17 protein-coding genes and 5 tRNA genes are annotated in these 23,357 nt (G+C 40.0%); 5 read left to right on the top strand and 17 right to left on the bottom strand.

Annotation, left to right across the window (positions count from 1 at the left end):
* Positions 1-410: 410 nt before the first annotated feature.
* The 5 genes from HJP15_RS05265 to HJP15_RS05245 form a co-directional block, all read right to left on the bottom strand.
* Positions 411-487, bottom strand: a tRNA-Pro gene (locus HJP15_RS05265).
* A gap of 73 nt (positions 488-560) precedes the next feature.
* Positions 561-637, bottom strand: a tRNA-Pro gene (locus HJP15_RS05260).
* A 17-nt stretch (positions 638-654) separates the two neighbouring features.
* Positions 655-730 (bottom strand) — tRNA-His (locus HJP15_RS05255).
* 23 nt (positions 731-753) lie between these two features.
* A tRNA-Arg gene (locus HJP15_RS05250) sits at positions 754-830 on the bottom strand.
* Between the two features lie 125 nt (positions 831-955).
* Positions 956-1,032 (bottom strand) — tRNA-Pro (locus HJP15_RS05245).
* Between the two features lie 350 nt (positions 1,033-1,382).
* On the opposite strand from HJP15_RS05245, the gene folD reads away from it, so the two are divergent.
* Positions 1,383-2,237: a bifunctional methylenetetrahydrofolate dehydrogenase/methenyltetrahydrofolate cyclohydrolase FolD gene (gene folD, locus HJP15_RS05240; RefSeq protein WP_054206300.1), complete on the top strand. Its 855-nt coding sequence runs from the start codon at positions 1,383-1,385 to the stop codon at positions 2,235-2,237.
* A 337-nt stretch (positions 2,238-2,574) separates the two neighbouring features.
* Here folD and cysS read toward each other — a convergent pair whose 3' ends face one another.
* Positions 2,575-3,954 carry a cysteine--tRNA ligase gene (cysS, locus tag HJP15_RS05235; RefSeq protein WP_170173192.1) on the bottom strand — a complete coding sequence of 460 codons (1,380 nt, stop codon included), beginning with the start codon at positions 3,952-3,954 and terminating at the stop codon, positions 2,575-2,577.
* Between the two features lie 150 nt (positions 3,955-4,104).
* On the opposite strand from cysS, the gene HJP15_RS05230 reads away from it, so the two are divergent.
* Both HJP15_RS05230 and HJP15_RS05225 read left to right on the top strand, forming a co-directional pair.
* Positions 4,105-4,596: a peptidylprolyl isomerase gene (locus tag HJP15_RS05230; protein WP_054206298.1), complete on the top strand. Its 492-nt coding sequence runs from the start codon at positions 4,105-4,107 to the stop codon at positions 4,594-4,596.
* Positions 4,597-4,662: 66 nt separating this feature from the next.
* On the top strand, positions 4,663-5,403 hold the full coding sequence (locus HJP15_RS05225) for a UDP-2,3-diacylglucosamine diphosphatase (protein ID WP_054206297.1): 741 nt from the start codon (positions 4,663-4,665) through the stop codon (positions 5,401-5,403).
* Positions 5,404-5,431: 28 nt separating this feature from the next.
* Here the strand turns inward: HJP15_RS05225 and miaE are convergent, their stop codons facing one another.
* Positions 5,432-6,205: a tRNA isopentenyl-2-thiomethyl-A-37 hydroxylase MiaE gene (miaE, locus tag HJP15_RS05220; RefSeq protein ID WP_170173191.1), complete on the bottom strand. Its 774-nt coding sequence runs from the start codon at positions 6,203-6,205 to the stop codon at positions 5,432-5,434.
* Positions 6,206-6,735: 530 nt separating this feature from the next.
* Between miaE and HJP15_RS05215 the strand changes: the two genes are divergently transcribed.
* Positions 6,736-7,542, top strand: coding sequence for a substrate-binding periplasmic protein (locus HJP15_RS05215; RefSeq protein WP_170173190.1), 807 nt, complete (start codon positions 6,736-6,738; stop codon positions 7,540-7,542).
* 160 nt (positions 7,543-7,702) lie between these two features.
* Positions 7,703-8,302, top strand: a complete 600-nt coding sequence (locus HJP15_RS05210; RefSeq protein ID WP_054206294.1) for a Yip1 family protein — start codon at positions 7,703-7,705, stop codon at positions 8,300-8,302.
* 142 nt (positions 8,303-8,444) lie between these two features.
* Here the strand turns inward: HJP15_RS05210 and purF are convergent, their stop codons facing one another.
* The 10 genes from purF to fabB form a co-directional block, all read right to left on the bottom strand.
* Positions 8,445-9,971, bottom strand: coding sequence for an amidophosphoribosyltransferase (gene purF / locus HJP15_RS05205; RefSeq protein ID WP_054206293.1), 1,527 nt, complete (start codon positions 9,969-9,971; stop codon positions 8,445-8,447).
* Positions 9,972-9,989: 18 nt separating this feature from the next.
* Positions 9,990-10,484 (bottom strand): CvpA family protein, encoded by a 495-nt coding sequence (locus tag HJP15_RS05200; protein ID WP_054206292.1) that lies wholly within the window; start codon positions 10,482-10,484, stop codon positions 9,990-9,992.
* 61 nt (positions 10,485-10,545) lie between these two features.
* Positions 10,546-11,196: an SPOR domain-containing protein gene (locus tag HJP15_RS05195; RefSeq protein ID WP_170173189.1), complete on the bottom strand. Its 651-nt coding sequence runs from the start codon at positions 11,194-11,196 to the stop codon at positions 10,546-10,548.
* Positions 11,197-11,207: 11 nt separating this feature from the next.
* Positions 11,208-12,473 (bottom strand): bifunctional tetrahydrofolate synthase/dihydrofolate synthase, encoded by a 1,266-nt coding sequence (folC, locus tag HJP15_RS05190; protein ID WP_170173188.1) that lies wholly within the window; start codon positions 12,471-12,473, stop codon positions 11,208-11,210.
* A gap of 23 nt (positions 12,474-12,496) precedes the next feature.
* Positions 12,497-13,372, bottom strand: coding sequence for an acetyl-CoA carboxylase, carboxyltransferase subunit beta (gene accD, locus HJP15_RS05185; protein WP_054206289.1), 876 nt, complete (start codon positions 13,370-13,372; stop codon positions 12,497-12,499).
* 159 nt (positions 13,373-13,531) lie between these two features.
* Positions 13,532-14,326 (bottom strand): tRNA pseudouridine(38-40) synthase TruA, encoded by a 795-nt coding sequence (gene truA / locus HJP15_RS05180; RefSeq protein ID WP_054206288.1) that lies wholly within the window; start codon positions 14,324-14,326, stop codon positions 13,532-13,534.
* Positions 14,327-14,779: 453 nt separating this feature from the next.
* A complete protein-coding gene (locus tag HJP15_RS05175; protein WP_170173187.1) occupies positions 14,780-19,399 on the bottom strand; it encodes a FimV/HubP family polar landmark protein in 4,620 nt (1,539 codons plus the stop codon).
* Between the two features lie 318 nt (positions 19,400-19,717).
* Positions 19,718-20,734 (bottom strand): aspartate-semialdehyde dehydrogenase, encoded by a 1,017-nt coding sequence (locus HJP15_RS05170; RefSeq protein ID WP_054203196.1) that lies wholly within the window; start codon positions 20,732-20,734, stop codon positions 19,718-19,720.
* Positions 20,735-20,778: 44 nt separating this feature from the next.
* Positions 20,779-21,897: a 4-phosphoerythronate dehydrogenase gene (locus HJP15_RS05165; RefSeq protein ID WP_170173186.1), complete on the bottom strand. Its 1,119-nt coding sequence runs from the start codon at positions 21,895-21,897 to the stop codon at positions 20,779-20,781.
* 111 nt (positions 21,898-22,008) lie between these two features.
* Positions 22,009-23,220, bottom strand: coding sequence for a beta-ketoacyl-ACP synthase I (gene fabB, locus HJP15_RS05160; RefSeq protein ID WP_054203198.1), 1,212 nt, complete (start codon positions 23,218-23,220; stop codon positions 22,009-22,011).
* Between the last annotated feature and the right edge of the window lie 137 nt (positions 23,221-23,357).

Raw genomic sequence — 23,357 nt, 5'->3', positions numbered from 1 at the left:
ACCTCAATCTTCAATTTTGGCGACTGTTCGCCTTCCTTACAAACACGGTGATCACTATGCGTTTTGGCACGTTCAAAGTCATTTAATGACTTATCAACCCCATCTCCACTATAAGATACCAATGCTGCTCTGCCCTTCGGGCACTATGTTAAACAATAGACGCGGCATTATAACCTAATATTTATGATAGTCGAGTCTAGGGGGCAATTATTTGGTTAGATAGCGCATTATAGAAGGTGATAGGATAAAAAACAGGCGTTTTAGATAGCAATTTTTAAGCGCATTCGCTTTTTTGAATAAAAATGATGAAATGGTTTTATAAAATATATTATGAAGAATTTTTATTGTTCGTGTTTGTGTTTTGAAGAAATTATAAATTTAATATCACTTAACTTTAGAGGTAAAGAAAGTGGTCGGCGATGCAGGATTTGAACCTGCGACCCCTTGGACCCAAACCAAGTGCGCTACCAAACTGCGCTAATCGCCGACATATGAAGAATTAACTTCTATTTTTCTGTGAACACTTAAACTGAGAATTTAAGACCATTTTCTAAAGAAAGTGGTCGGCGATGCAGGATTTGAACCTGCGACCCCTTGGACCCAAACCAAGTGCGCTACCAAACTGCGCTAATCGCCGATATTCTTTGTGTAAATTGGGGTGACTGATGGGGCTCGAACCCACGACAACCGGAATCACAATCCGGGGCTCTACCAACTGAGCTACAATCACCACGGCATTTACTTGTTTTCAAATGGTGCACCCAGAAGGATTCGAACCTTCGACCGACGCCTTAGAAGGGCGTTGCTCTATCCAGCTGAGCTATGGGCGCATCGAAAACTTCATAGCGAACCAATAAGCTACTTTAATTAAGAGATGGTCGCGATACAGAATTTTAATCTGCGACTGAATTGAATATACTCAAATCAATCTTGCTACACTTTAACTTTAAAAAAGTGGTCGGCGATGCAGGATTTGAACCTGCGACCCCTTGGACCCAAACCAAGTGCGCTACCAAACTGCGCTAATCGCCGATGCCTATTATTGTTAGCGAGTGACCTCGTTGACAACGGGGTGCATAATAGTGATTTGACCGGGTTAGGTCAAACCTTTTTTTAAGAAAATAAATCAATCGCTCACTTTTAGTTCATAATGGCTAAATATTGTAAAACTAAGCTAAAATTTCAGCACTTTTATATAATTCGAAGGTGAATATAAGAAAAGCAACTTGGCGCTTTAATGCTTTTCTGCGAAAATAGCTTCTAGAATAAAGACAAGACTATAATGAGATTGGTTATTACCAACTGCGTTTACCCCATTAAAAACGTTTATAGTCTTGCTAAGTATCAGTTTCAAGTTAACTAACCCCAATTAAAGGTCACCCATGACGGCAAACATCATCGATGGTAAGGCAATAGCTAAACAAGTACGAAGTGCAGTAGCACAACGAGTAAGTGAACGTGTTGCAAATGGTTTACGCGCACCAGGCCTTGCTGTTGTACTTGTAGGACAAGACCCAGCGAGCCAAGTTTACGTAGGCTCAAAGCGTAAAGCCTGTGAAGAGGTTGGTTTTGTATCAAAATCATTTGATTTACCGGCAGACACAAATGAACAAGCATTATTAGATTTAATCGATGAACTTAACAACGATGCCCAAGTCGATGGGATTTTAGTCCAACTACCTTTACCTGAAGGGCTTAATGTTGAAAAAATTCTTGAGCATATTACGCCGCTCAAAGACGTTGATGGTTTTCATCCATACAATATCGGTCGTTTAGCACAACGAATGCCAGCTCTTCGCCCTTGTACACCAAAAGGGATTATTACACTGCTTGATTCAACGGGCGTAAAATACAAAGGAATGCATGCAGTTGTTGTAGGTGCCTCGAATATTGTTGGTCGCCCTATGGCATTAGAGTTATTGCTGGCGGGTTGTACGACTACTGTATGTCATAAATTTACGCAAGATTTAGAAACTCATGTACGCCGCGCTGATTTGTTGGTTGTCGCAGTAGGTAAACCTGAGTTTATTCCAGGAGACTGGGTTAAAGAAGGCGCTATCGTAATCGATGTAGGTATCAACCGTTTAGACACTGGTAAATTAGTGGGTGACGTTCAATATGATATCGCTGAGCAAAAAGCACATTTCATCACGCCAGTTCCTGGTGGTGTTGGTCCGATGACGGTTGCAAGCTTAATTGAAAATACATTGGAAGCGTGCGAAAAATATCACGGTTAATACTACAAATAAAATTATCGCATATTAAAAAGGGTTGCCAATTGGCAACCCTTTTTATATACCCAAGTCACCTCAAGATGTGAGTTTCAGTTGGAATTAAAAGCGATTTAGGCAAGGCATTGATTGCAGGTAATGGTTATTCCCTTATCAAAATCTATAACACAGTATAAATCGCTTTTAAACCAACCCGTTGGGCGTTTCACAGGCACTTACTCTCTGCGTTGTTACTCCTAAAAGGGACCGCCATTATTGCGAAGTAACGCCTTGATATTAAGCCCCTGTGAAACGCTGAATCCTGCACCTTGAGGTGACCTGGGTATATACGGTTAATTACTTATTACGCTTTACGCCACGTCGTTTTACCCGCTGAATCTTCTAGTATTACACCAAGTGCATTCAACGCATCACGCGCTTCATCCGCTGCAGCCCAATCTTTACTGGCACGTGCATCATTGCGTTTGACGATTAACGCTTCAATTTGTGCAACTTCATCATCTGCTTGAGCCCCTTGTAAAAATGCTTCTGGCGTCTGCTGTGCAACACCCAACACTTCACCTAAACTGCGCAGCACAAATGCTAACTGCCCTGCTTGCGCAGTCTCACTATCTTTTACGCGGTTAAGCTCTTTAGCAAGCTCAAACAATACTGGCAATGCCTCTGGGGTATTGAAGTCATCATCCATTGCTTTTCTAAATTTAGCCACGTATTCATTTCCTGCTAAATCACAATTGATAGGCTCAACGCCACGTAAGGCTGTATAAATGCGCTCTAGCGAGGAACGCGCTTGATCTAAATTTTCTTGCGAGTAGTTTAACTGGCTGCGGTAGTGACCCGATATTAAAAAGTAACGCACTGATTCAGGGTCATACTGTTTTAATACTTCACGTACCGTAAAAAAGTTATCGAGTGATTTTGACATCTTCTCTTTATTAACTTGTACCATTCCGGTGTGGATCCAAGTATTTACGTATTTACCGTTATTTGCACAGCATGATTGTGCAATTTCATTTTCATGGTGCGGAAACTGTAAATCAGAACCACCACCATGAATATCAAAATGCTCACCTAAATGCTTAGAACTCATTGCAGAACATTCAATATGCCAACCAGGACGACCCTCACCCCAAGGTGATGTCCATGATGGCTCACCCGCTTTGGCTTTTTTCCATAATACAAAGTCAAGCGGATCGTCTTTATCTTGCGCAACTTCAACACGTGAACCCGCTTGTAGCATTGTTAGGTCTTGTTGTGACAATGCACCGTACAGCTCAAACGTTGATACATCAAACAATACATCGCCATCAGCTGCAACATAAGCATGGCCTTTATGTACTAAGCGCTCAACCATTTCGATGATTTCATCCATATGGCCTGTTACTGTTGGTTCAACATCCGGGCGCAACATGTTTAAACTATCAAAATCTTCATGCATTGCTTTAGTCATACGTACGGTTAAATCATTAATCGCTTCGCCATTTTCATTGGCGCGCTTGATAATTTTATCATCAACATCGGTGATGTTACGTACATACTTTAAATCATAACCAATATGGCGAAGGTAACGTACGATCACGTCAAAACTTACGAATGTACGTGCATGACCAATATGGCAGTAATCATAAATGGTGATACCACACACATACATGTCGATTTTACCGTCGACCATTGGTTTAAATTGCTCTTTTTGACGTGTCAGTGTGTTGTATATATTTACCATTTATTTTGAGTCCTTGACTATTTACTTGAATTACTATGTTAACACTTGAAAAGCCCCTGCTCTAGCGCTTTATCAATTGAATAAGCACTTTGTTTATCTTAGCTAACTAAGATAAAATAGTGCCAAATAAATCAGCTAATAGGAAACCTCATGGTTGTTCTACACACAAATTTTGGTGATATCACCATTAACATGCACAAAGATGACGCGCCAAACACAGTTAAAAATTTTTTACAGTATGCAAATGCTGGTTTTTATGACGGTACTATTTTTCACCGTGTAATTGATGGTTTTATGGTACAAGGCGGCGGCTTTGAGCCTGGCATGACACAAAAAGAAGTGCATGACCCGATTCAAAATGAAGCAAATAACGGCCTTTCAAATAAGGTTGGTACACTTGCAATGGCACGTACTCCTGATCCACATTCAGCAACTGCGCAGTTTTTCATTAACGTCAATAACAACGATTTTTTAAATTTCAGCAGTGAAACATCACAAGGCTGGGGTTACTGTGTGTTTGCTGAAGTTGTTGAAGGCATGGACATAGTTGAAAAAATCAAAAACGTTGCGACTGGAAGTGCTGGTCACCACCAAGATGTTCCGCTTGATGACGTTATCATCAAAAGCGTAACTGTTAGCTAAGTTACCTTTCATTTAAAGCGGATGTTTCATCCGCTTTTTATTCTCCGTTAACGTTTACGAGTCACAATGCGCCAAACTTATTTTATTGCCGACCTTCATTTAAGTGAAAACCGCCCAGATATCAGCGCTGCTTTTTATCAATTTTTAGATTCTCACATTCTTAATAAAGACATTGACGCTCTGTATATCCTCGGTGATTTTTTTGAAGTATGGGTTGGGGATGATTACGTTACAGCGCTCTCTACGGAAGTGGCTAAACGCTTAAAGGTTGTAAGTGACAACGGGACACCCGTGTATTTTGTACATGGCAACCGTGATTTTATTATGCGTGAAAAATACGCCCAGCAAGCTGGTATGACTTTATTGCCTGAACAAATTGTTATTGATTTATATGGTACACCCACCGTCATTTTGCATGGCGATGAAATGTGCACACAAGATATCGAATATCAAAAGTTTCGTAAGAAAGGTCGTGGTTGGTGGTGGCCACGTTTAATGCTCGCTATGCCACTGTGGTACCGCCGAAAGGTAGCACAAAATGCTCGAGAAAAATCAAAACAAAATCAAGCTGGTAAAGCATTAGAAATTCTAGATGTAACTGAAAAAGCTGTGCTAGAAACTTTTGATAAACACCAAGTACAGCATATGATTCACGGCCATACTCATCGTCCTAATGTGCACCACTATAAAGTGGATAATCAAACTCTCACACGAACAGTGTTAGGCGATTGGTACACACAAGGATCATATTTAGTGGTCACAGCCAAAAAACAAATGTTGAAAAGTGAGCCATTCGCACAAAATTAAATAGTTAGTTAGGGCTATTATTCTCTCTTTATAAATGTGTAGTTAGCGTTGGCACACCGCTATGGAATTTAAAATCAATGTCTGGCGTGGCAATTAGTTCAGCTTCTTTATCACCAAAAAATGCTACACGCTCAGCAATATCAAAGTCTGCAATTTCTTGCGCCAACGTTAAATAATCTTGGTAATGACGCGCTTCTGAGCGTAATAAAGAGATATAAAAATCGCCTAAACGTTTATCAACATGCGGAGCAAGCTTTGCAAACCGTTCACATGATCGCGCTTCAATGTAAGCACCCACTATTAGCTTATCCACCAAAGCATCTGGTTCAAAAGTCTTAACATGACGTAACATGCCTTTTGCATAACGACATGGCGTAATACTTTGATATTCTATACCGTACTCATCCATAATTTCTAACACTTGATAAAAGTGGTGCAACTCTTCTTTAATCAACATCACCATTTTATCAATCAAACCTTGCCCGTAAGGTGAATCAGATTTAGGGATCACTGATTTAGTCAATTTATTTTTAACAGCTAAATCGCGCCAGTTACCCTCGCGCTTATAAATAAGCGTTTCAAATGGTTTTAGCCATTCTAATAACGCATCACTGCCCTCTTTATCAACTGCATATTTACGAATTAAAAACATTGCAGATTGTGCGGCTTTTAATTCACAAATTAAATGATCAATTAAAATAACGGTTAGATTTTCTTTTTTTGTCGCTTCTATAATCCACTCTTGCGGAGTTTCACATTGAAGAAAAGATAATATTGGGGCGAGCAACTCTTGATTTGACATGGTAAAAATTCATTATCGTAAACTTTAAATGAGCCAAAATTATACCATACACATAACAATAGTATCGATAAAATACGGGTAGTAAAAATAGAAATAAATCTGAGTTTATCAAGATAAAGCCTATTTTTTAATATTAAAATCATTAGGGCCTGTTGACCTTTGTGGATTAAAATTCGTTCAATTTAGGGGCGATTTAATCGCGCGCGCGATTTGTAATCGAGTGGGCTAAGTAAAAATCGAGTAACAAAGAGTTAATCGCTCCTAGACAGAACCCTTCGGGCAGCGCATGTTTGGCATTTATGCTTCGTTATCGCCTATTTATTGGGAATAACCACACATCATAGGCTCTGCCTTGCTTAAAAACCAAACACACTGCTGCAAATTCAACCTCGAAAGATAAACAGGCCCTAAAGCTGTTCAATAAATTTAAACTAACATAAACTTATCAAAAATCAGATCCTGCCTTGAAATCCTCCTATCACACGTTATTCTTAAAAATAGTGTTGCCGTCGTTATTAATAGGATCTCAATTGATTAGAAATGGTGTTAACCAGAATAACAAACCTAGCTTAAGCGCTAATAACACACTAAAATCGCCTCCTTTAAATATGTTATCACTGTTCTTTTTTACATGGATACTGGCTTTTCCTGCTTGTGCTCAAACCAAAAAACTTAAAATAGCCATTGGTGATGATCTAGCACCGTGGATCCATAACGACGGGCAATCAGGTATTTTAATTGATATGGTGAAAGACTGCTTGAAGCCAACCAATTATAAACTTGAGTTTATTTCCTTCCCCTATGCCAGACGCCTTACTGCATATAAAATGAATGAAGTTGATGCGGTAATAGATATCAATTCAATTGTTATTGCCAGTGAATCATTAAATGGTTTTTTTACAGGTAACATATATGCCTATGAAAACTTTGCTTTTGCCCTCTCTGAAAACAATTTTTTGGTAAAAAGCATCCCTGATTTAGAGCGCTACTCTTTACTGTCATGGCAAGGTGCAATTGATCGCCTGGGTAGTGAGTATGAAAAAATGGCTAAAGCAAACCCAAAATACCTTGAAACTAGTCGTCAAAATAATCAAGTGAGAATGCTCTTTAAAAAGCGTGTTGACTTTATCCAACTCGACTATCAGATTTACAATTACTACAAAGCAGAATTAATACAAGAAAATGAAATTGACGCTAAGCTCGATGTTTCTTCATTTGCGCTATTTGGTAAAAGTTCGAATGGGCTGCTGTTTAAAAATGAAACATTAAAAGATATCTGCAAAAGCCAGCTAGAAGAACCTATGATGAAACGTAAATATAAAGATGTATCACCGTGAGGCTCGCTTTGCTAATGCCTATTGATAAGGAGTACCACACCGTACTTTGCTTAAAACCCATTTAACCGTTTCTTGACAAGTATCAGTTACTGACCCATAACTTAATACAAGCTGTATAAAAATAAAACAGTGAACTAATTCAGTTTATGGGGCACACATTATGATATTAAACCATTTATGGGGCATTTATGCTCACCCACTCGAAGAGTGGCAAACTATTGATAACCGCCATGAAAGCTTAACTTATAGCTTATCGCATATACTACTAATTGCACTATTCCCATCCGCTATGGGGTATTACTCTTCCGTTTATTTAGGTTGGAGTATTGGCGCTGGTAACCCGGTATTTTTAACGCATGATAGTGCTATATTAATTGCAGGAGCTATGTATATCGCATTAATCATTGGTGTGTTTGCGCTTGCTTATTTAGCTCATTGGATGGCGGTCACTTTTGGGTCAAAACCAACATTTACCCAAACGCTAGAGCTTGCAGCATACACATCAACTCCCGTATTCATGTCTGCATTAGCCGCATTTTGGCCTGTCCTGTGGTTTGTTGTTTGTATAGGAATGATTGCATTAGCATATTCAGTTTACCTGTTGTATACGGGTGTACCTATTTTAATGCATATACCGCAAGAGCGTGGCTTTATTTACGCAAGCTCAGTCGTAACGTGTGGTTTGATTTTACTGGTAATTATTTTAGCCGTGACAGCAATATTATGGACAAATGGCATTGTTGCTCCTATGTTTACATAGAATAAGCGATGTAAAAAAGCATGCTATCTACATAAAACAGGTGTAATACTAAGTAGTCGATTTATTATTTAAATTCCCTTTCCTTCGCAAAAAAGGAGCTAATTTAGCTCCTTTTTTTATGCTTGCAGATTTAACGAGTTAATTAATCTGAACCATTTTCTTCTTGATTGTGTAACTCTAAACCTGAAGACATCGCACTTTCACGCGTATTTTTTGCTGAATCATTACGCAGTTTTTCAATACGATCTAAATACGCTTGATCTATACCACCGGTAATATATTGACCATCAAATACCGAGGTTTCAAATTTAGTTATCTCTGGATTCTCTTGTGCAACTGCAGCAATCAAATCTGGTAACGATTGGAAAATCAAACCATCTGAACCAATACTTGCATTGATATCTTCAACTTCACGGCCGTGCGCAATAAGCTCTGCCGCTGATGGCATATCAATACCATATACATTAGGGAAACGAATTTCCGGCGCGGCTGAGGCAAAATACACGTTTTTAGCGCCAGACTCACGCGCCATTTCAACGATTTGCGCTGACGTAGTACCACGTACAATAGAGTCATCAACTAACAATACGTTTTTACCTTTAAACTCACGGTCAATGGCATTAAGCTTTTGACGTACTGACTTTTTACGCATTTCTTGACCAGGCATAATAAATGTACGCCCAATATAGCGGTTTTTAACAAAGCCTTGACGATAAGGTAAATTAAGTACACGGGCGATTTCTAACGCCACATCACATGATGTTTCTGGGATTGGGATAACCACATCAATGTCTTTATCAGCCCACTCTCGTGCTATTTTCTCACCCAATTTTGTGCCCATATTAACGCGCGTTGCGTAAACAGACATATTATCAATGTTTGAATCTGGACGAGCAAAATATACAAACTCAAAAATACACGGTGAGTACGATGCTTTATCGGCACATGCTTGCGAATAAAATTCGCCAGCTTCAGTTACATAAATAGCCTCACCGGGTGCTACATCACGTACAAACTCAAAACCATCTGTTTTTAGTGCAACACTTTCAGAAGCAAACATATACTCTGTGCCATTTGCAGCTTCACGCTTGCCAAATACCAATGGACGAATACCATTTGGATCGCGAAATGCAACAATACCATGGCCAATAACCATTGCGATGGTTGCATAACCACCTTGAACTTTATTATTAACTTCAGTGACACCATTAAAAATGTCTTCTGGGTCAAGTTTTAGCTTATTAGGTTTGCTGAATTCATGTGCCATAACATTAAGCAGAATTTCAGAATCCGATGTGGTATTTACGTGACGACGAGCCTCTGAGAACAATTGTTCTTTAAGCTGCTCAGCGTTCGTTAAGTTACCATTATGCGCTAAAGCAATACCGAACGGTGAGTTAACATAAAAAGGCTGCGCTTCAGATGAGCTAGACGAGCCAGCTGTAGGGTAGCGCACATGACCGATACCAATTGTGCCTTGTAAACGCTTCATATGACGGGTGTGAAATACATCTTTCACTAAGCCATTTGCTTTACGTAAACTAAAGGTGTTGTTTTCAATGGTAATGATGCCCGCAGCATCTTGGCCACGGTGTTGCAAAACAGTTAAGCCATCATAAATCGCCTGATTTACAGGAGATGTTCCGACTATTCCAACGATACCACACATGAAATTTTTCCTCGCCGATTAACGGTTGACCGAATTTAAAAAGCTTGAATTGTTTTCGAGGTATGAAAAAAACCACTCAACAACAAAGCCAAATTCTGGGATCAAAATAGAGTTACCCCACCAGTGCGTATTAGGTGCACCAGTAAAAGCATCAAGAAAGAAGAGTAACGCGCTCACGACCAACACGCCACGAAGTGCACCAAAGACAATGCCAAAGACACGGTCAGTACCAGACAGACCTGTACGTTGTACAAGTTCACCTAGCAGGTAGTTTAACAGTCCGCCTAACAGTAGCGTCGCAAAGAATAATATGGCTATGGCCGCTGCATTTCTTAAAAGGGGTTCAGAAATACTGGTTAGGAAGGATGCTAAATATTGGTAAAATAAACTTGAGATGATAAATGCACCAGCCCATACAGCTAAAGACATTGCTTCTTTTATAAAGCCACGAATCAAACCGATAATAGTAGACAGTGCAATAATGCCAAAAATGGCGTAATCAACCCAGATCATATGAACCAACTAGTCGTTAATTTGGGGCGCATTCTATAAGAGGTTAGCCCTAAATGCCAGATCATTTTGTTACTTCAAACTGTGTCACTTTACCGTTTAGTTTAGTAAGCGCTTTCAATTGTGGTAATTTGCTCTCAAGCTGCGCTTTATCGAGCGACGGGCCCACAAAAACTTTAGTTAAAGTACCATTAGGGGTTTTAACTGGGCGGGTAAACGTTTTAAATCCGTTTGCAGTAAGTTTGGCTTGTAGTGATTTCACATTAGCTGCATGAGAAAAACTACCCAGCTGAATAACATAAGCCATTTTTGAAAGGTTTTCATCTGCAGCACGTTTAGGTTCAGGTTGTTTTACGACAACTTGAGGTTGCTGTTTTATTTCACTGATTGTAGTTTGCTCTGTACTTGCCTCGACCATTTTCCTGTCATTGCCACTATCAATATTCTCTTGCTCGACAGTTTCGACAGCACTCGTAATATCATCATCCGCGATAATGTTTTCAATTTGTGGTTCTTTAGGCTGTTCAGCACTTGCAACACGTTGGTCTAGAGTATCTTGTAGATCAATGGTTTTGAACTCAGGGCGTTCAGGAATAGCTTTAAAGCCTTCTTTGTAATGTACTTTTTCACCATCGAGAATATTTGGAATAAACACGATTGCTGCAATCACCACAATGCTTGTGCCGACTAAACGATTTATAAAACCTGAGTTCATCGGATTTCTCTCTATTTTTTCCAATAATTAATGGCTGCTGCAACAGTTATAAATGAACCAAAAACAATCAATAAAGTTTGCTCATCTAAGCGAGGCAAGACACTATCAAGTGCTATATCAACACTGTCAAATCGTTCAATAGGTGCGTTTGTATTCACAGCATCCATTGATTTTGCAATATTATCTACTGTATCACCCCTAAAACAATCAAGTCCAGCTAATGACCAAGCATCAACTAAAGGGCTAACTTCTTTTAAAACAGCAACTTTGTCTTTATCCGCAAGCATAGCTGCTAACGCATGAATTTTAAAGCCTTTATCTTTGTATTGGGCTAACTTACGCGCTAAGTAACGTGCCGACTCAGGGTTATGTGCCACATCAGTATAGACCAGTGGAGATTTACTTAGCTTTTGAAAACGCCCTTCTACAACTAAATCATTTAAACAGCGACGAATAACAGCCTCACTGGGTAATAAACCCAAGACTTTTAAGGTAGTTAAAGCTGTTGCGACGTTTTGACATGGTATTGCAGGCTTATCAAACTCATAGTTAAACTCTTTACACTGCCAACTAAAACGAGTTGCATGCTCAACAAACTTAAAGTCACGCCCTGATAAATGCATCTGTGCATTAATTTTTTTCCCGTAATCAGTTACTGTGTGAGGTATTGCTAAATCACCCACTATCGCTGGTGTATTGGTTCTGAAGATACCCGCTTTGTCATACCCAACTAACTCTCGGGTGTCACCAAGGTATTCTTTATGATCTAAGTCAACTGTGGTGATAACACTAGCAAACGGGGTAACAATATTGGTGGCATCAAAGCGCCCACCTAAACCAACCTCTAGCAGCACGTAATCAACCGCATGGCGTTTAAATATTGCTAAAGCCCCTAAAGTCGCGTATTCAAAATAAGTAAGTGGTGTATCGCTACGGCCCTTTTCGAGCAAATCAAAAGCATCAACATGAAATTGATCATCAAGCTCTGCGCCATTTATACGCACACGTTCGTTATAACGAATTAAGTGAGGGGATGCATAGGTACCAACAGTATGGCCCTGTGCCAAAAGAAGTGATTCTAAACAACGGGCTGTTGTGCCTTTACCATTAGTGCCAGCAATAAGAATAATTTTACTTGAAGTACCAAGTAAACCTACATCGTCGGCAACTTGGGCAACGCGTTCTAAACCCATTGCAATATTTGCAGGGTGAACACTTTCTAAATAACAAAGCCAATCATCAAGGCTTGATGATTGGCTAGGAATATTTTTTGTCATAGCGTGATCAGTAAAGCTGAAATTTACGCTACTCTATGCTCTTGTTCCGTAGAAGGCAAGTTCATAAATTTAGCTAACACGCGCGCAAGTGTGTCACGCATTTCACGACGGTCAACAATCATATCGATTGCACCGTGCTCTAGTAAGAATTCACTGCGTTGGAAGCCTTCAGGTAAAGTTTCGCGCACTGTCTGTTCTATAACACGCGGACCCGCAAAACCAATTAATGCTTTTGGCTCAGCAACGTTTATATCGCCTAGCATCGCTAATGAAGCTGATACACCACCCATTGTAGGATCGGTCATTACGGAAATAAACGGTAGGCCTTTTTCACTCATTTTAGCAAGTGCAGCACTTGTTTTTGCCATTTGCATAAGCGACATAAGAGCTTCTTGCATACGTGCACCACCTGACGCTGAAAAACAAATAAGCGGCATGTTATGCTCTAAACATTGATCAACAGCATCAACAAAACGTGCCCCTACCACCGATGCCATTGAACCGCCCATAAATGAGAATTCGAATGCAACTGCTGCAACTGGAATACCTTTTAGACGCCCTTTAATTGCGACTAACGCATCTTTCTCACCGCTTGATTTTTGCGCTGCAGTGATACGATCAGAATATTTTTTTGAGTCTTTAAACTTTAAAATATCTTTTGGCTCGTGTTGTGTCCCTAATTCTTGACGTTCACCTTCATCTAAAAAGTGTTCAAGACGTTTACGGCCACTAATACGCATGTGATGATCACACTTAGGACATACATGGAGTGATTTCTCTAATTCAGCTTTATATAGAATTGAATCACAGTCTGTACATTTTGCCCAAACACCTTCAGGGATCTCTTTACGACCTGAAGATTTTGTTGTTTTAGGTAAGATTTTTTCTAGCCAACTCATTTGCAACTCTCTTAATACTATTCGGTGCTTTGCTGCGTTCCTGCCAAGTTATGATGACAGACAAATTTTATCAATTAAAACATGAATTCCACACATGCGGTATAAAAAACTGGTCTTAGTAGTGAAACCCCTGCAATTAATCGTTTAAATTAACGACAACTAACCGTGTGTCTCAGGCAAAAATAAAGGGCCTAACGGCGTTGACGGTATTTCAAACTCGACTGGATAATCTACATCGACTAAATATAAACCAGCAGCTTTTGCTGTTGCACTTGCTTTAGCGCGTTCTTTTAAATCAAGAAGCTCTTTAAGCCATATCGGCTCTTGCTTGTGAATACCTATATCAGTTAAACAACCCGTAATATTACGAACCATGTGATGTAAGAATGCATTTGCTTTTATATCAATGATGACATAACTGCCTTGACGCTCAACAGATAAATGATGAATAGTGCGAATAGCCGTATTTGCTTGGCAATGTATCGCGCGAAATGAAGTGAAATCATGCTTACCTATTAAGTACTGACATGCCTCTTGCATTTTTGTCTCATCAAGTGCGTGATGGTAATGGGTAACACCTTCATTAAGGACCGCACCACGAAGTGGATTATTATAAATAACATAGCGATAACGACGTGCAGTAGCACTAAAACGAGCATGAAAATCATCATTGACAGGCTTTGCGAAACGAATAGCGATGTCTTTTGGCAGTAAAGTGTTCATACCTAGGGTAAATGCAACCATATCGCGATCTGCATCAGTGTTAAAATGTATTACTTGCCCTGTCCCGTGCACCCCTGCATCAGTGCGTCCGGCGCAGATGATTTCAACTGGATGATTACAAATGCGCGATAACGCAGTTTCTACTTCTTGTTGTACACTATTTACATGAGATTGACGTTGCCAACCACTGTAACGGGCGCCATTGTATTCAACTCCAAGTGCTACTCGCATAATAACTGCTTTACCTACTGTGCTAATGAACGGGGCATTTTATGCTATCTCACGCTGCAATAAAAGCGACTCAATGCAAATAAACCTATGGCTGTGGGATGCTGAGTTTTCGATTGCAATAAAAATGGAGGGGAAACTAAGTTTGCCCTCCATTTTTTGTTATGTGGATACTATACCCAAGTCACCTCAAGATGCAGAATTCGCGTTTCACAGGAGCTTAATATCAAGGCGTTACTTTACAACAATGGCAATCCATTTTAAGAAGTAACAACGATGAGAGAAAGCACCTGTGAAACGCCCTCCAACGTTTTGTTTTTAAAGCGATTTATACTATGATACTTTTATAAGGGATTGATTTTAACAATAGAACCACTATTACTTGCAATCAATGCCTTCTCTAAACCGCTTTAAATTCCAACGACGCTCGCATCTCGAGGTGGCTTGGGTATATATTTATATTAATTTTGCTTTAAGACTTTGCGCCTCTTCTTGTACTTCTTCAGGGCCATTTTCAATAACATCATCGATCGCCTCAAGCGCTGCATCCATATCATCTATTTCAATATAAGCACGTGCTAAGTCTAGCTTTGCAGAGTAGCCACCACTTTCAGCATCTACGTCTGTTGGGTTATCGCCTGCAAGCAAAGCATCAAATTCACTTAAACCGACATCTATATTCACATCATTATAAGGTTCATGATCACTATTTAGATCATCACTTTGCTCAATCAATGAATCAATATCAACGAACTCTTCATCTAACGCACCATCATCAACATTTGTGCTTTTTTCTGGAAGCGATTCTTCTATTTCGGATAGCTCTTCAATTGCGTCTAAATCGTCACTTAATAACGCATTAAAATCAACATCAAATTCAGAGCTATCATCTATCTCTAAATCCTCAGGTTCTCCTAATTCACTTAAAAGTGAATCAAAGTCAGTTTGGGTGAGATCTGCCATGAAATCATCATCAAGCTCCTCATCTGAGAAAGAGCTAAGATCTGACTTCATTTGAGTGTCGTCAGAGTGATCAAATGTGTTATCAAGCTCTGCTGCAAAATCGCTATTTAAATCATCAGCACTTAATTCACTGCCAATAGATTCATCTGTCGGCTTATTTACAGATTCTTTTTCCTGTGTATCAGCTACAGGCTCTTGCTCTTGAACCTCACCACTGAGTAATTCATCTTCAATCAATAATTCATCATCAAAATCATGATCTAAGCTATTTAAATCTTCACCACCTGCCATAGCATTAGCAAGATCTTGTTCTGCTTGACTTAACAGCAGATCAGAAGAGTCATTCTCTTCAATTAAGCTATCATCTTCATCATCAAGCTCGAGATCCGGATACTCACTTAGCTCTTTGCTAGGTGTCACTATCTCATTATTTAAATCTTCATCATCTACAGCTAAATCAATTTCATCGGCAAGTGGATCATCACCTAAATCAATTTCAACTTCTTCTATATCATCATCTAGTTCATCAATGTCAGACCATTGTGGTGTTTCCACATAGTCGTCTTCCTCTTGCAACTCACTAAGGAGCTCATCAACACTTTTTAATGATGGATCGTTATATTCTTCTAATAAATCGTCTTCATCCAATAAATCATCTGCAGAATCCTCACTTACTTCATCCAGCAAGCTATCATCTAAAAGATCTATCTCTGGCTCAAGCTCTGGTTCAATTTCAGGCTCTGGTTCAACTTCTGGCCCTGATTCAACTTCAGGCTCAGATTCTTCTTCGGGCTCTGATTCAATTTCAGGCTCTGGTTCAACTTCTGGCTCTGATTCAACTTCAGGCTCAGATTCTTCTTCGGGCTCTGATTCAATTTCAGGCTCTGGTTCAACTTCAGGCTCTGATTCAACTTCGGGCTCTGGTTCAACTTCTGGCTCTGGTTCAACTTCAAGCTCTGGTTCAACTTCTGGCTCTGGTTCAACTTCTGGCTCTGGTTCAACTTCAAGCTCTGGTTCAACTTCAGGCTCTGATTCAACTTCAGGCTCTGGTTCAACCTCAAGCTCTGATTCAACTTCAGGCTCTGATTCTTCTTCAAGCTCTGATTCAACTTCAGGCTCTGGTTCAACTTCAAGCTCTGGTTCAACTTCAGGCTCTGGTTCAACTTCAGGCTCTGGTTCAGCTTCAGGCTCTGATTCAACTTCTGGCTCTGGTTCAACTTCTGGCTCTGGTTCAGCTTCAGGCTCTGGTTCAACTTCAAGCTCTGGTTCAACTTCAAGCTCTGGTTCAACTTCAAGCTCTGGTTCAACTTCAGGCTCTGGTTCTTCTTCTGGCTCTGGTTCAGCTTCTAGCTCTGGTTCAACTTCAGGCTCTGGTTCAACTTCAGGCTCTGGTTCAACTTCTGGCTCTGGTTCAACTTCAGGCTCTGGTTCAACTTCAAGCTCTGGTTCAACTTCAAGCTCTGGTTCAACTTCAAGCTCTGGTTCAACTTCAAGCTCTGGTTCAACTTCAGGCTCTGGTTCAACTTCAGGCTCTGGTTCTTCTTCTGGCTCTGGTTCTTCTTCTGGCTCTGGTTCAACTTCGGGCTCTGGTTCAACTTCTGGCTCTGGTTCAGCTTCTGGCTCTGGTTCAACTTCGGGCTCTGGTTCAACCTCAAGCTCTGGTTCAACTTCGGGCTCTGGTTCAACTTCAGGCTCTGGTTCAACTTCAGGCTCTGGTTCAACTTCAGGCTCATCGGCTAAGCTCGATACTAGTGATTCTACTTCATCTAGATTAAGCTCATCTTCAACACCTGATAATTCATTCATTGAATCAGAAAGGGCTTCATCTAAATCAGTATTGTGATCAACATCATCGATTAAACTATCAATATCGTCTAAGTCAAAATCAGTGTCGTCTTCATCGACCAGCTCTGTTGGTTTTTCAGGCTCTGCGTCATCAATAAGGCTATCAATGTCGTCTAAATCAAAATCAGTGTCGTCTTCATCGACTAACTCTGTTGGTTTTTCAGGCTCTGCGGCTGCGTCATCAATTAAGCTGTCAATGTCGTCTAAATCAAAATCAGTGTCGTCTTCATCGACTAATTCTGTTGGTTTTTCAGGCTCTGCGGCTGCGTCATCAATTAAGCTGTCAATGTCGTCTAAATCAAAATCAGTGTCGTCTTCATCGACTAACTCTGTTGGTTTTTCAGGCTCTGCGGCAGCATCATCAATAAGGCTATCAATGTCGTCCAAGTCAAAATCAGTGTCGTCTTCATCGACTAACTCGGCTGGTTTTTCAGGCTCTGCGGCAGCGTCATCAATTAAGCTGTCAATGTCGTCCAAGTCAAAATCAGTGTCGTCTTCATCGACTAACTCTGTTGGTTTTTCAGGCTCCGCGGCAGCATCATCATCAATAAGGCTGTCAATGTCGTCCAAGTCAAAATCAGTGTCGTCTTCATCAACTAACTCGGCTGGTTTTTCAGGCTCCGCGGCAGCATCATCAATAAGGCTGTCAATGTCGTCCAAGTCAAAATCAGTGTCGTCTTCATCAACTAACTCGGCTGGTTTTTCAGGCTCCGCGGCAGCATCATCGATTAAGCTGTCAATGTCGTCTAAGTCAAAATCCTCATCGTTATTATTAAGTACATCAAGTTCTGGCTCTTCGTTAACAGAACTTTGTGCATCGATGAGTTCATCTATATCAAAGTCATCATCTTCACTAGCAAGTTCTTCACTGAGCGCAGCAAGGGCATCATCTGATTCTAACTCATCGAGGGAATCATCAATTTCCCCGTTTGCAGGCGCAGAAGAGCTGTCAACGGCATCTTCTGCAAATAAGTCATCTAGGTCTTCTGCACTTAAAATATCCCCGTCACCTTTTTCGGCATCAAGATCCAAGTCGATATCATCGCCTAAACTATCATCGTCTTGTTGGTCAAAATCTTGCTGCATGAAGATATCTAACTCATCATCTTCTTTGACTTCATCATCAAATACGATGTCATCACTTAATAGACCATCGAGTTCGTCTTGATTTAATAGACTGTCGCCATCTTCAAAATCGTCATCAATACTTTCATCATCAATACTGTCATCAAAAATAATGTCATCATCAGGCAGCATATCGCTGTCTAAGTTATCATCGAGTTGGACACTTAAATCATCTTGTACTGGATCAGGAATGATAGGATCTATTGAGGGGCCTAAATCAATATCTTCGTCTGGAACATAACTAGGGCTTTGTGGTAAAAACTCATCGTCGTCAATTACTTCATCTTCTTTATTACGTTTACGTAAAAACATCACCACTGCAAAAACAATTAATAAAGCCGGTATCGTCATTAGTAAAATAAGAACAAACGGATTTGCCAATAACGCGGCAAAATCAAACTCACTCTCCTCTTGTTGCTTTTTTACCTTTTGCTGCTCTATAAACTCATTTTGCTTTGCAATTAACTCTTTTAGTTGCTGCTGAATTTCACTATCTTGTCCTAGCTGATTTCGCACTTTTTCGAGCTCTTTAGAAATACCGGTTAGCTGCTTTTTTAAATTATTATTTTCAACTAAGATCTCTTCAACATTTTCAACTGATGATTTAAATTGCTTTTGCAACTCAACAAGTTGCGTACCTTGCTCGGTTTTTATCGTGTTGATTTCTTGTTTTAATTCTTTTTTTGCTTCGTCAACATCAACTTTTCGCGCTTGTGTTACTTTTGTTTTGGAGCTTTCGATATCACTTTGAGTTAATGTTCCGTTTTTCTTTTTATCCCATAAGTCATCATCTTGCTCAGATCGTTGTTTTGCTAATTGAGGGCTAATGTTACGAATTTCGCGTAGTGTAGGTATTTTGAGGTACGCGCCATCACGCATATGATTTAGATTTTGATCTAAAAATGAATTGGGGTTTTTCTCATACAATGCCTGCATCACCTGATAAATACTTACAGAGTTATCTGGTCGCACTTTCGCTGCAATACGCCATAACGTATCGGTTGGCTTTATTGGTCCAATTGAACGCCCTTGAACGCCGTAATCAACGCCTTTAGGCCCTTTTAGTTGGGTGCCGTCTTGGGAGTATATTGGTGTTGCCACCAATGCAGACGCTAATAAGAGGAGTGTAGCTAAACCGCGCATGCTGATCCTTTAATGTTTAAATGTTAACGCAGCACCTAAAAAACAGGCGCTTAAACATTGATTATTTCTTGCAGAAATAACTGACATAAATAAAATAGTTAATTCAATTTTCTTGCAAGCTCTATTCCAGTTGCAAACTATAAACCAGTTGCGTCTTTATATCTATCGCAACACTTTGATACTTAATAGCTTAAATTTTATCAGCCGGAAGAGTTTTTATAGTTATTGTTAAGTTTATACGCTTTTAGCCATCATGCGGCAATTATTTGGCAGTTTAAAAATAAAAAAGCGGCAATTTGCCGCTATTTCTACTTATTCTTAAAGATAATTTGCAATAAGCTCTTCAGCTATTTGTACACTATTAGTAGCTGCGCCTTTTCGGGTATTATCGCTAACAACCCACATATTTAATCCATGCGGGTGCGAAATATCTTGACGTAAACGCCCTACATAAACAGTATCATTACCGCTTGCATCTGATACTGGCGTTGGATAATCACCTTCATCTTCAATAAGTTCAAGGCCCGGGGCATCTTTGAGTAACTGCTTAACATGTTCAAAATCATATGGCATGCGTGTTTCAATGTTTATCGCTTCAGAATGACCAAAAAACACAGGTACTCGCACACATGTTGGGTTTACTGCAATAGTAGTGTCACCCAATATTTTATGGGTTTCATTAACCATTTTCATTTCTTCGCGTGTATAGCCGTTATCTTCAAACACATCAATTTGTGGGATTACATTGAATGCCATCTGCTTTGGAAATACTTGGCTATCAACTGGGCGCGCATTCATTAGATTTGCAGTTTGTTTTGCAAGCTCATCAACGGCTTCTTTGCCAGCACCCGATACTGCTTGATAGGTCGATACATTAATACGGTCAATACCGTACGCATCGTATATCGGCTTTAATGCCACCATCATTTGAATCGTTGAGCAGTTAGGATTGGCAATAATATTGCGGTTTCTGAAATCAGCCAAACTTGCAGCATTAACTTCAGGCACAATCAATGGTACTTCAAAGTCATTTCTAAAATGTGATGTGTTATCAATAACTATACAGCCCGCATCAGCTGCAATCGGTGCATATTTTTCTGACACACTGCCACCTGCTGAAAACAAGCCAATATGCGCTTGACTAAAGTCAAAACCTTCAACATCTTGCACTTCTATAGTTTCACCACGAAACTTAATATCTTCACCGGCACTGCGGCTGCTTGCCAATAAAAATAATTGATCAACAGGAAACTTACGATCTTCTAACGTTTCAATAATTTGGCGGCCAACAAGACCTGTAGCACCAAGTACGGCAACATTATATTTTTGTGACATGTGTATTCCTCTATTAACAACCGCCCTTATGGCCATTGTCTAAATTATATTAAGTTAAACCCGAGCGCCGCTAGTACATCTGCATGCTGATTTGCGCCTGTGATATTTAGCGTGCTGAATTCACGCCTAATTGGATAGTTTTTTCTAAGGCTATCAAAACCTTGATTTACCAAATCTCGTCGTAAAATACCGTCATCTCGGCGCACATCATAGATAAGATGAATAAGTTGACCAAGATCAGGTATATCAAATGTTTCCTGCAGGTTAATATCCGTAATACTTGGTACAGGTAAAAAATCAGCTAAGGATTTCTTCGCTTCGACCTTTTCAAGTTCACATAGCTTTTGATACAGCATTTGTGTACCACGTGCTTTACCTTCAAGTGTGTGCCCTGCAATATGCACACTTGCCAATCGTGTATATTCAAGAAGCTCAGTTAATATTGTGGGTTCGTTTTCCCATACGTCAATAACTAAATCAAGTTGTGCACCATCTTGCATTACCTCAAGCAAGGCTTGATTATCAATAACGTCGCCTCTGCTGGCATTGATGATAATAGTACCGGCTTTGAGCGCTAACAAACGTGCTTTATTCAGCAAATGCAACGTGCTGTGTTTGCCTGTTTTTATCAAAGGAACATGAAATGTTACGATGTCAGATTGAGTTAGTAGCAACTCTAGATCTTGATGTTCATCAAGCTGCCCGGCTTCATATTTAGGTGGATCGCACACTAATACGGTGACATTTAGCGCTTTTAACTTTTCACGCAAACAACTACCTATGCTTCCAACCCCAACAATACCAATTGTCTTGCCTTCAATACTACTTGCATTTTCTTGGCACAAAGCAAAAATACTACTAATTACATATTCAGCAACTGCTATTGCATTACACCCAGGCGCACTTGTAAATGCGATATTACGATCTTTTAAAAGTGCGGTGTCTATATGATCGATACCAATGGTTGCAGTACCTACAAACTTCAATTTATTTGCACTGTGAAGCAATGCGCTATTAACCTGCGTAACTGAACGCGTAAGTAATACATCAACATCGATTAACTGTTCACTTTGTAAAGTACGCCCATCGAAACGCGTTACTTCACCAAAATCAGCAAAGTATTGCTCAACAAGTGGCATATTTTGATCAGCAAGTATTTTCATTAACAAATCCTGTTGGCACGAAGAGCCGCCATTGTAACGAACATAGCTCGCTTTGAAAACGAAAAAGCCGAGCAAGTTGCTCGGCTTCTAAACTAACTAACTTTTGACTAATTAGCCTTTATATTTACTCATCACTAGCGTGGCGTTAGTGCCACCAAAACCAAAGCTGTTAGACATAACAGTATTTAGCTCAACGTCTTTACGCTCAGTGATAATGTTTAAGCCAGCAGCTTGTTCATCAAGTTCATCAATATTGATTGAAGGTGCAACAAAACTGTGCTCTAACATCAGTAGAGAGAAAATAGCTTCATGCACACCAGCAGCGCCCAGTGCATGCCCGGTCATTGCTTTAGTTGCACTGATCATTGGTGAATTACCACCGAATACTTCTTGAATTGCACCTAATTCTTTCACATCACCTACAGGTGTCGATGTACCATGAGTGTTTAGGTAATCAATGCTATCTACATCTTGCATTGCTTGACGCATACAACGTGCCGCACCTTCACCTGATGGAGCAACCATGTCATAGCCATCAGATGTTGCACCGTAACCAACAATCTCAGCATAAATATGTGCGCCACGAGCAAGTGCATGTTCTAACTCTTCAACAACAACAATACCGCCACCGCCAGATATAACAAAACCATCGCGGTTTGCATCATATGTGCGTGACGCTTTTTCAGGCGTTTCGTTATATTTAGTAGAAAGTGCGCCCATTGCGTCAAATTCCATTGCTAGCGTCCAATGTAACTCTTCACCGCCACCAGCAAAAACAACGTCTTGCTTGCCTAATTGGATTTGCTCTACGGCATTACCAATACAGTGTGCAGAGGTTGCACATGCTGAGCTGATTGAGTAGTTAACACCTTTGATTTTAAACGGTGTTGCTAAACATGCTGACGTGGTACTTGCCATAGTACGTGGTACCATGTAAGGGCCTACACGTTTTACGCCTTTTTCACGTAAAATATCGGCCGCTTCTACTTGCCATTTAGATGAACCACCACCAGAACCTACAATAATACCAGTGCGTTCATTTGATACTTGATCATCAGATAAACCTGAATCATCTATTGCTTGTGCCATCGAAATATACGAATAAGCAGCAGCATCACCCATAAAGCGCATTGCTTTACGGTCAACAAACTCTTTAACGTCAATATCAATTTTGCCTGATACATTACTACGTAATTTATATTCAGCAAATTCAGGGTTAAAAGCGATGCCGCTTTTACCTGTTTTTAACGATTCTAATACTTCTTCTTTGTTGTTACCGATGCTTGATACAACACCGATGCCCGTAATAACGGCTCTTCTCATGGGTAATTACCTTAGCTTAATACTAAATTGTGTTCTATTTTACGCTGAAATGTACAACGAAGTGGTCAGCTTTCTAGCGTACACCTGTACTCTGAACCTCTAGCTTATAAATAACGCCAGACTATTTCAAAGAAAAC

This window comes from Pseudoalteromonas sp. NEC-BIFX-2020_002, from assembly GCF_013002825.1.
GTDB lineage: Bacteria > Pseudomonadota > Gammaproteobacteria > Enterobacterales > Alteromonadaceae > Pseudoalteromonas > Pseudoalteromonas neustonica.
The sequence above is the reverse complement of the archived record's forward strand: the minus strand, read 5'-3'. Positions and strand labels throughout refer to the sequence as shown.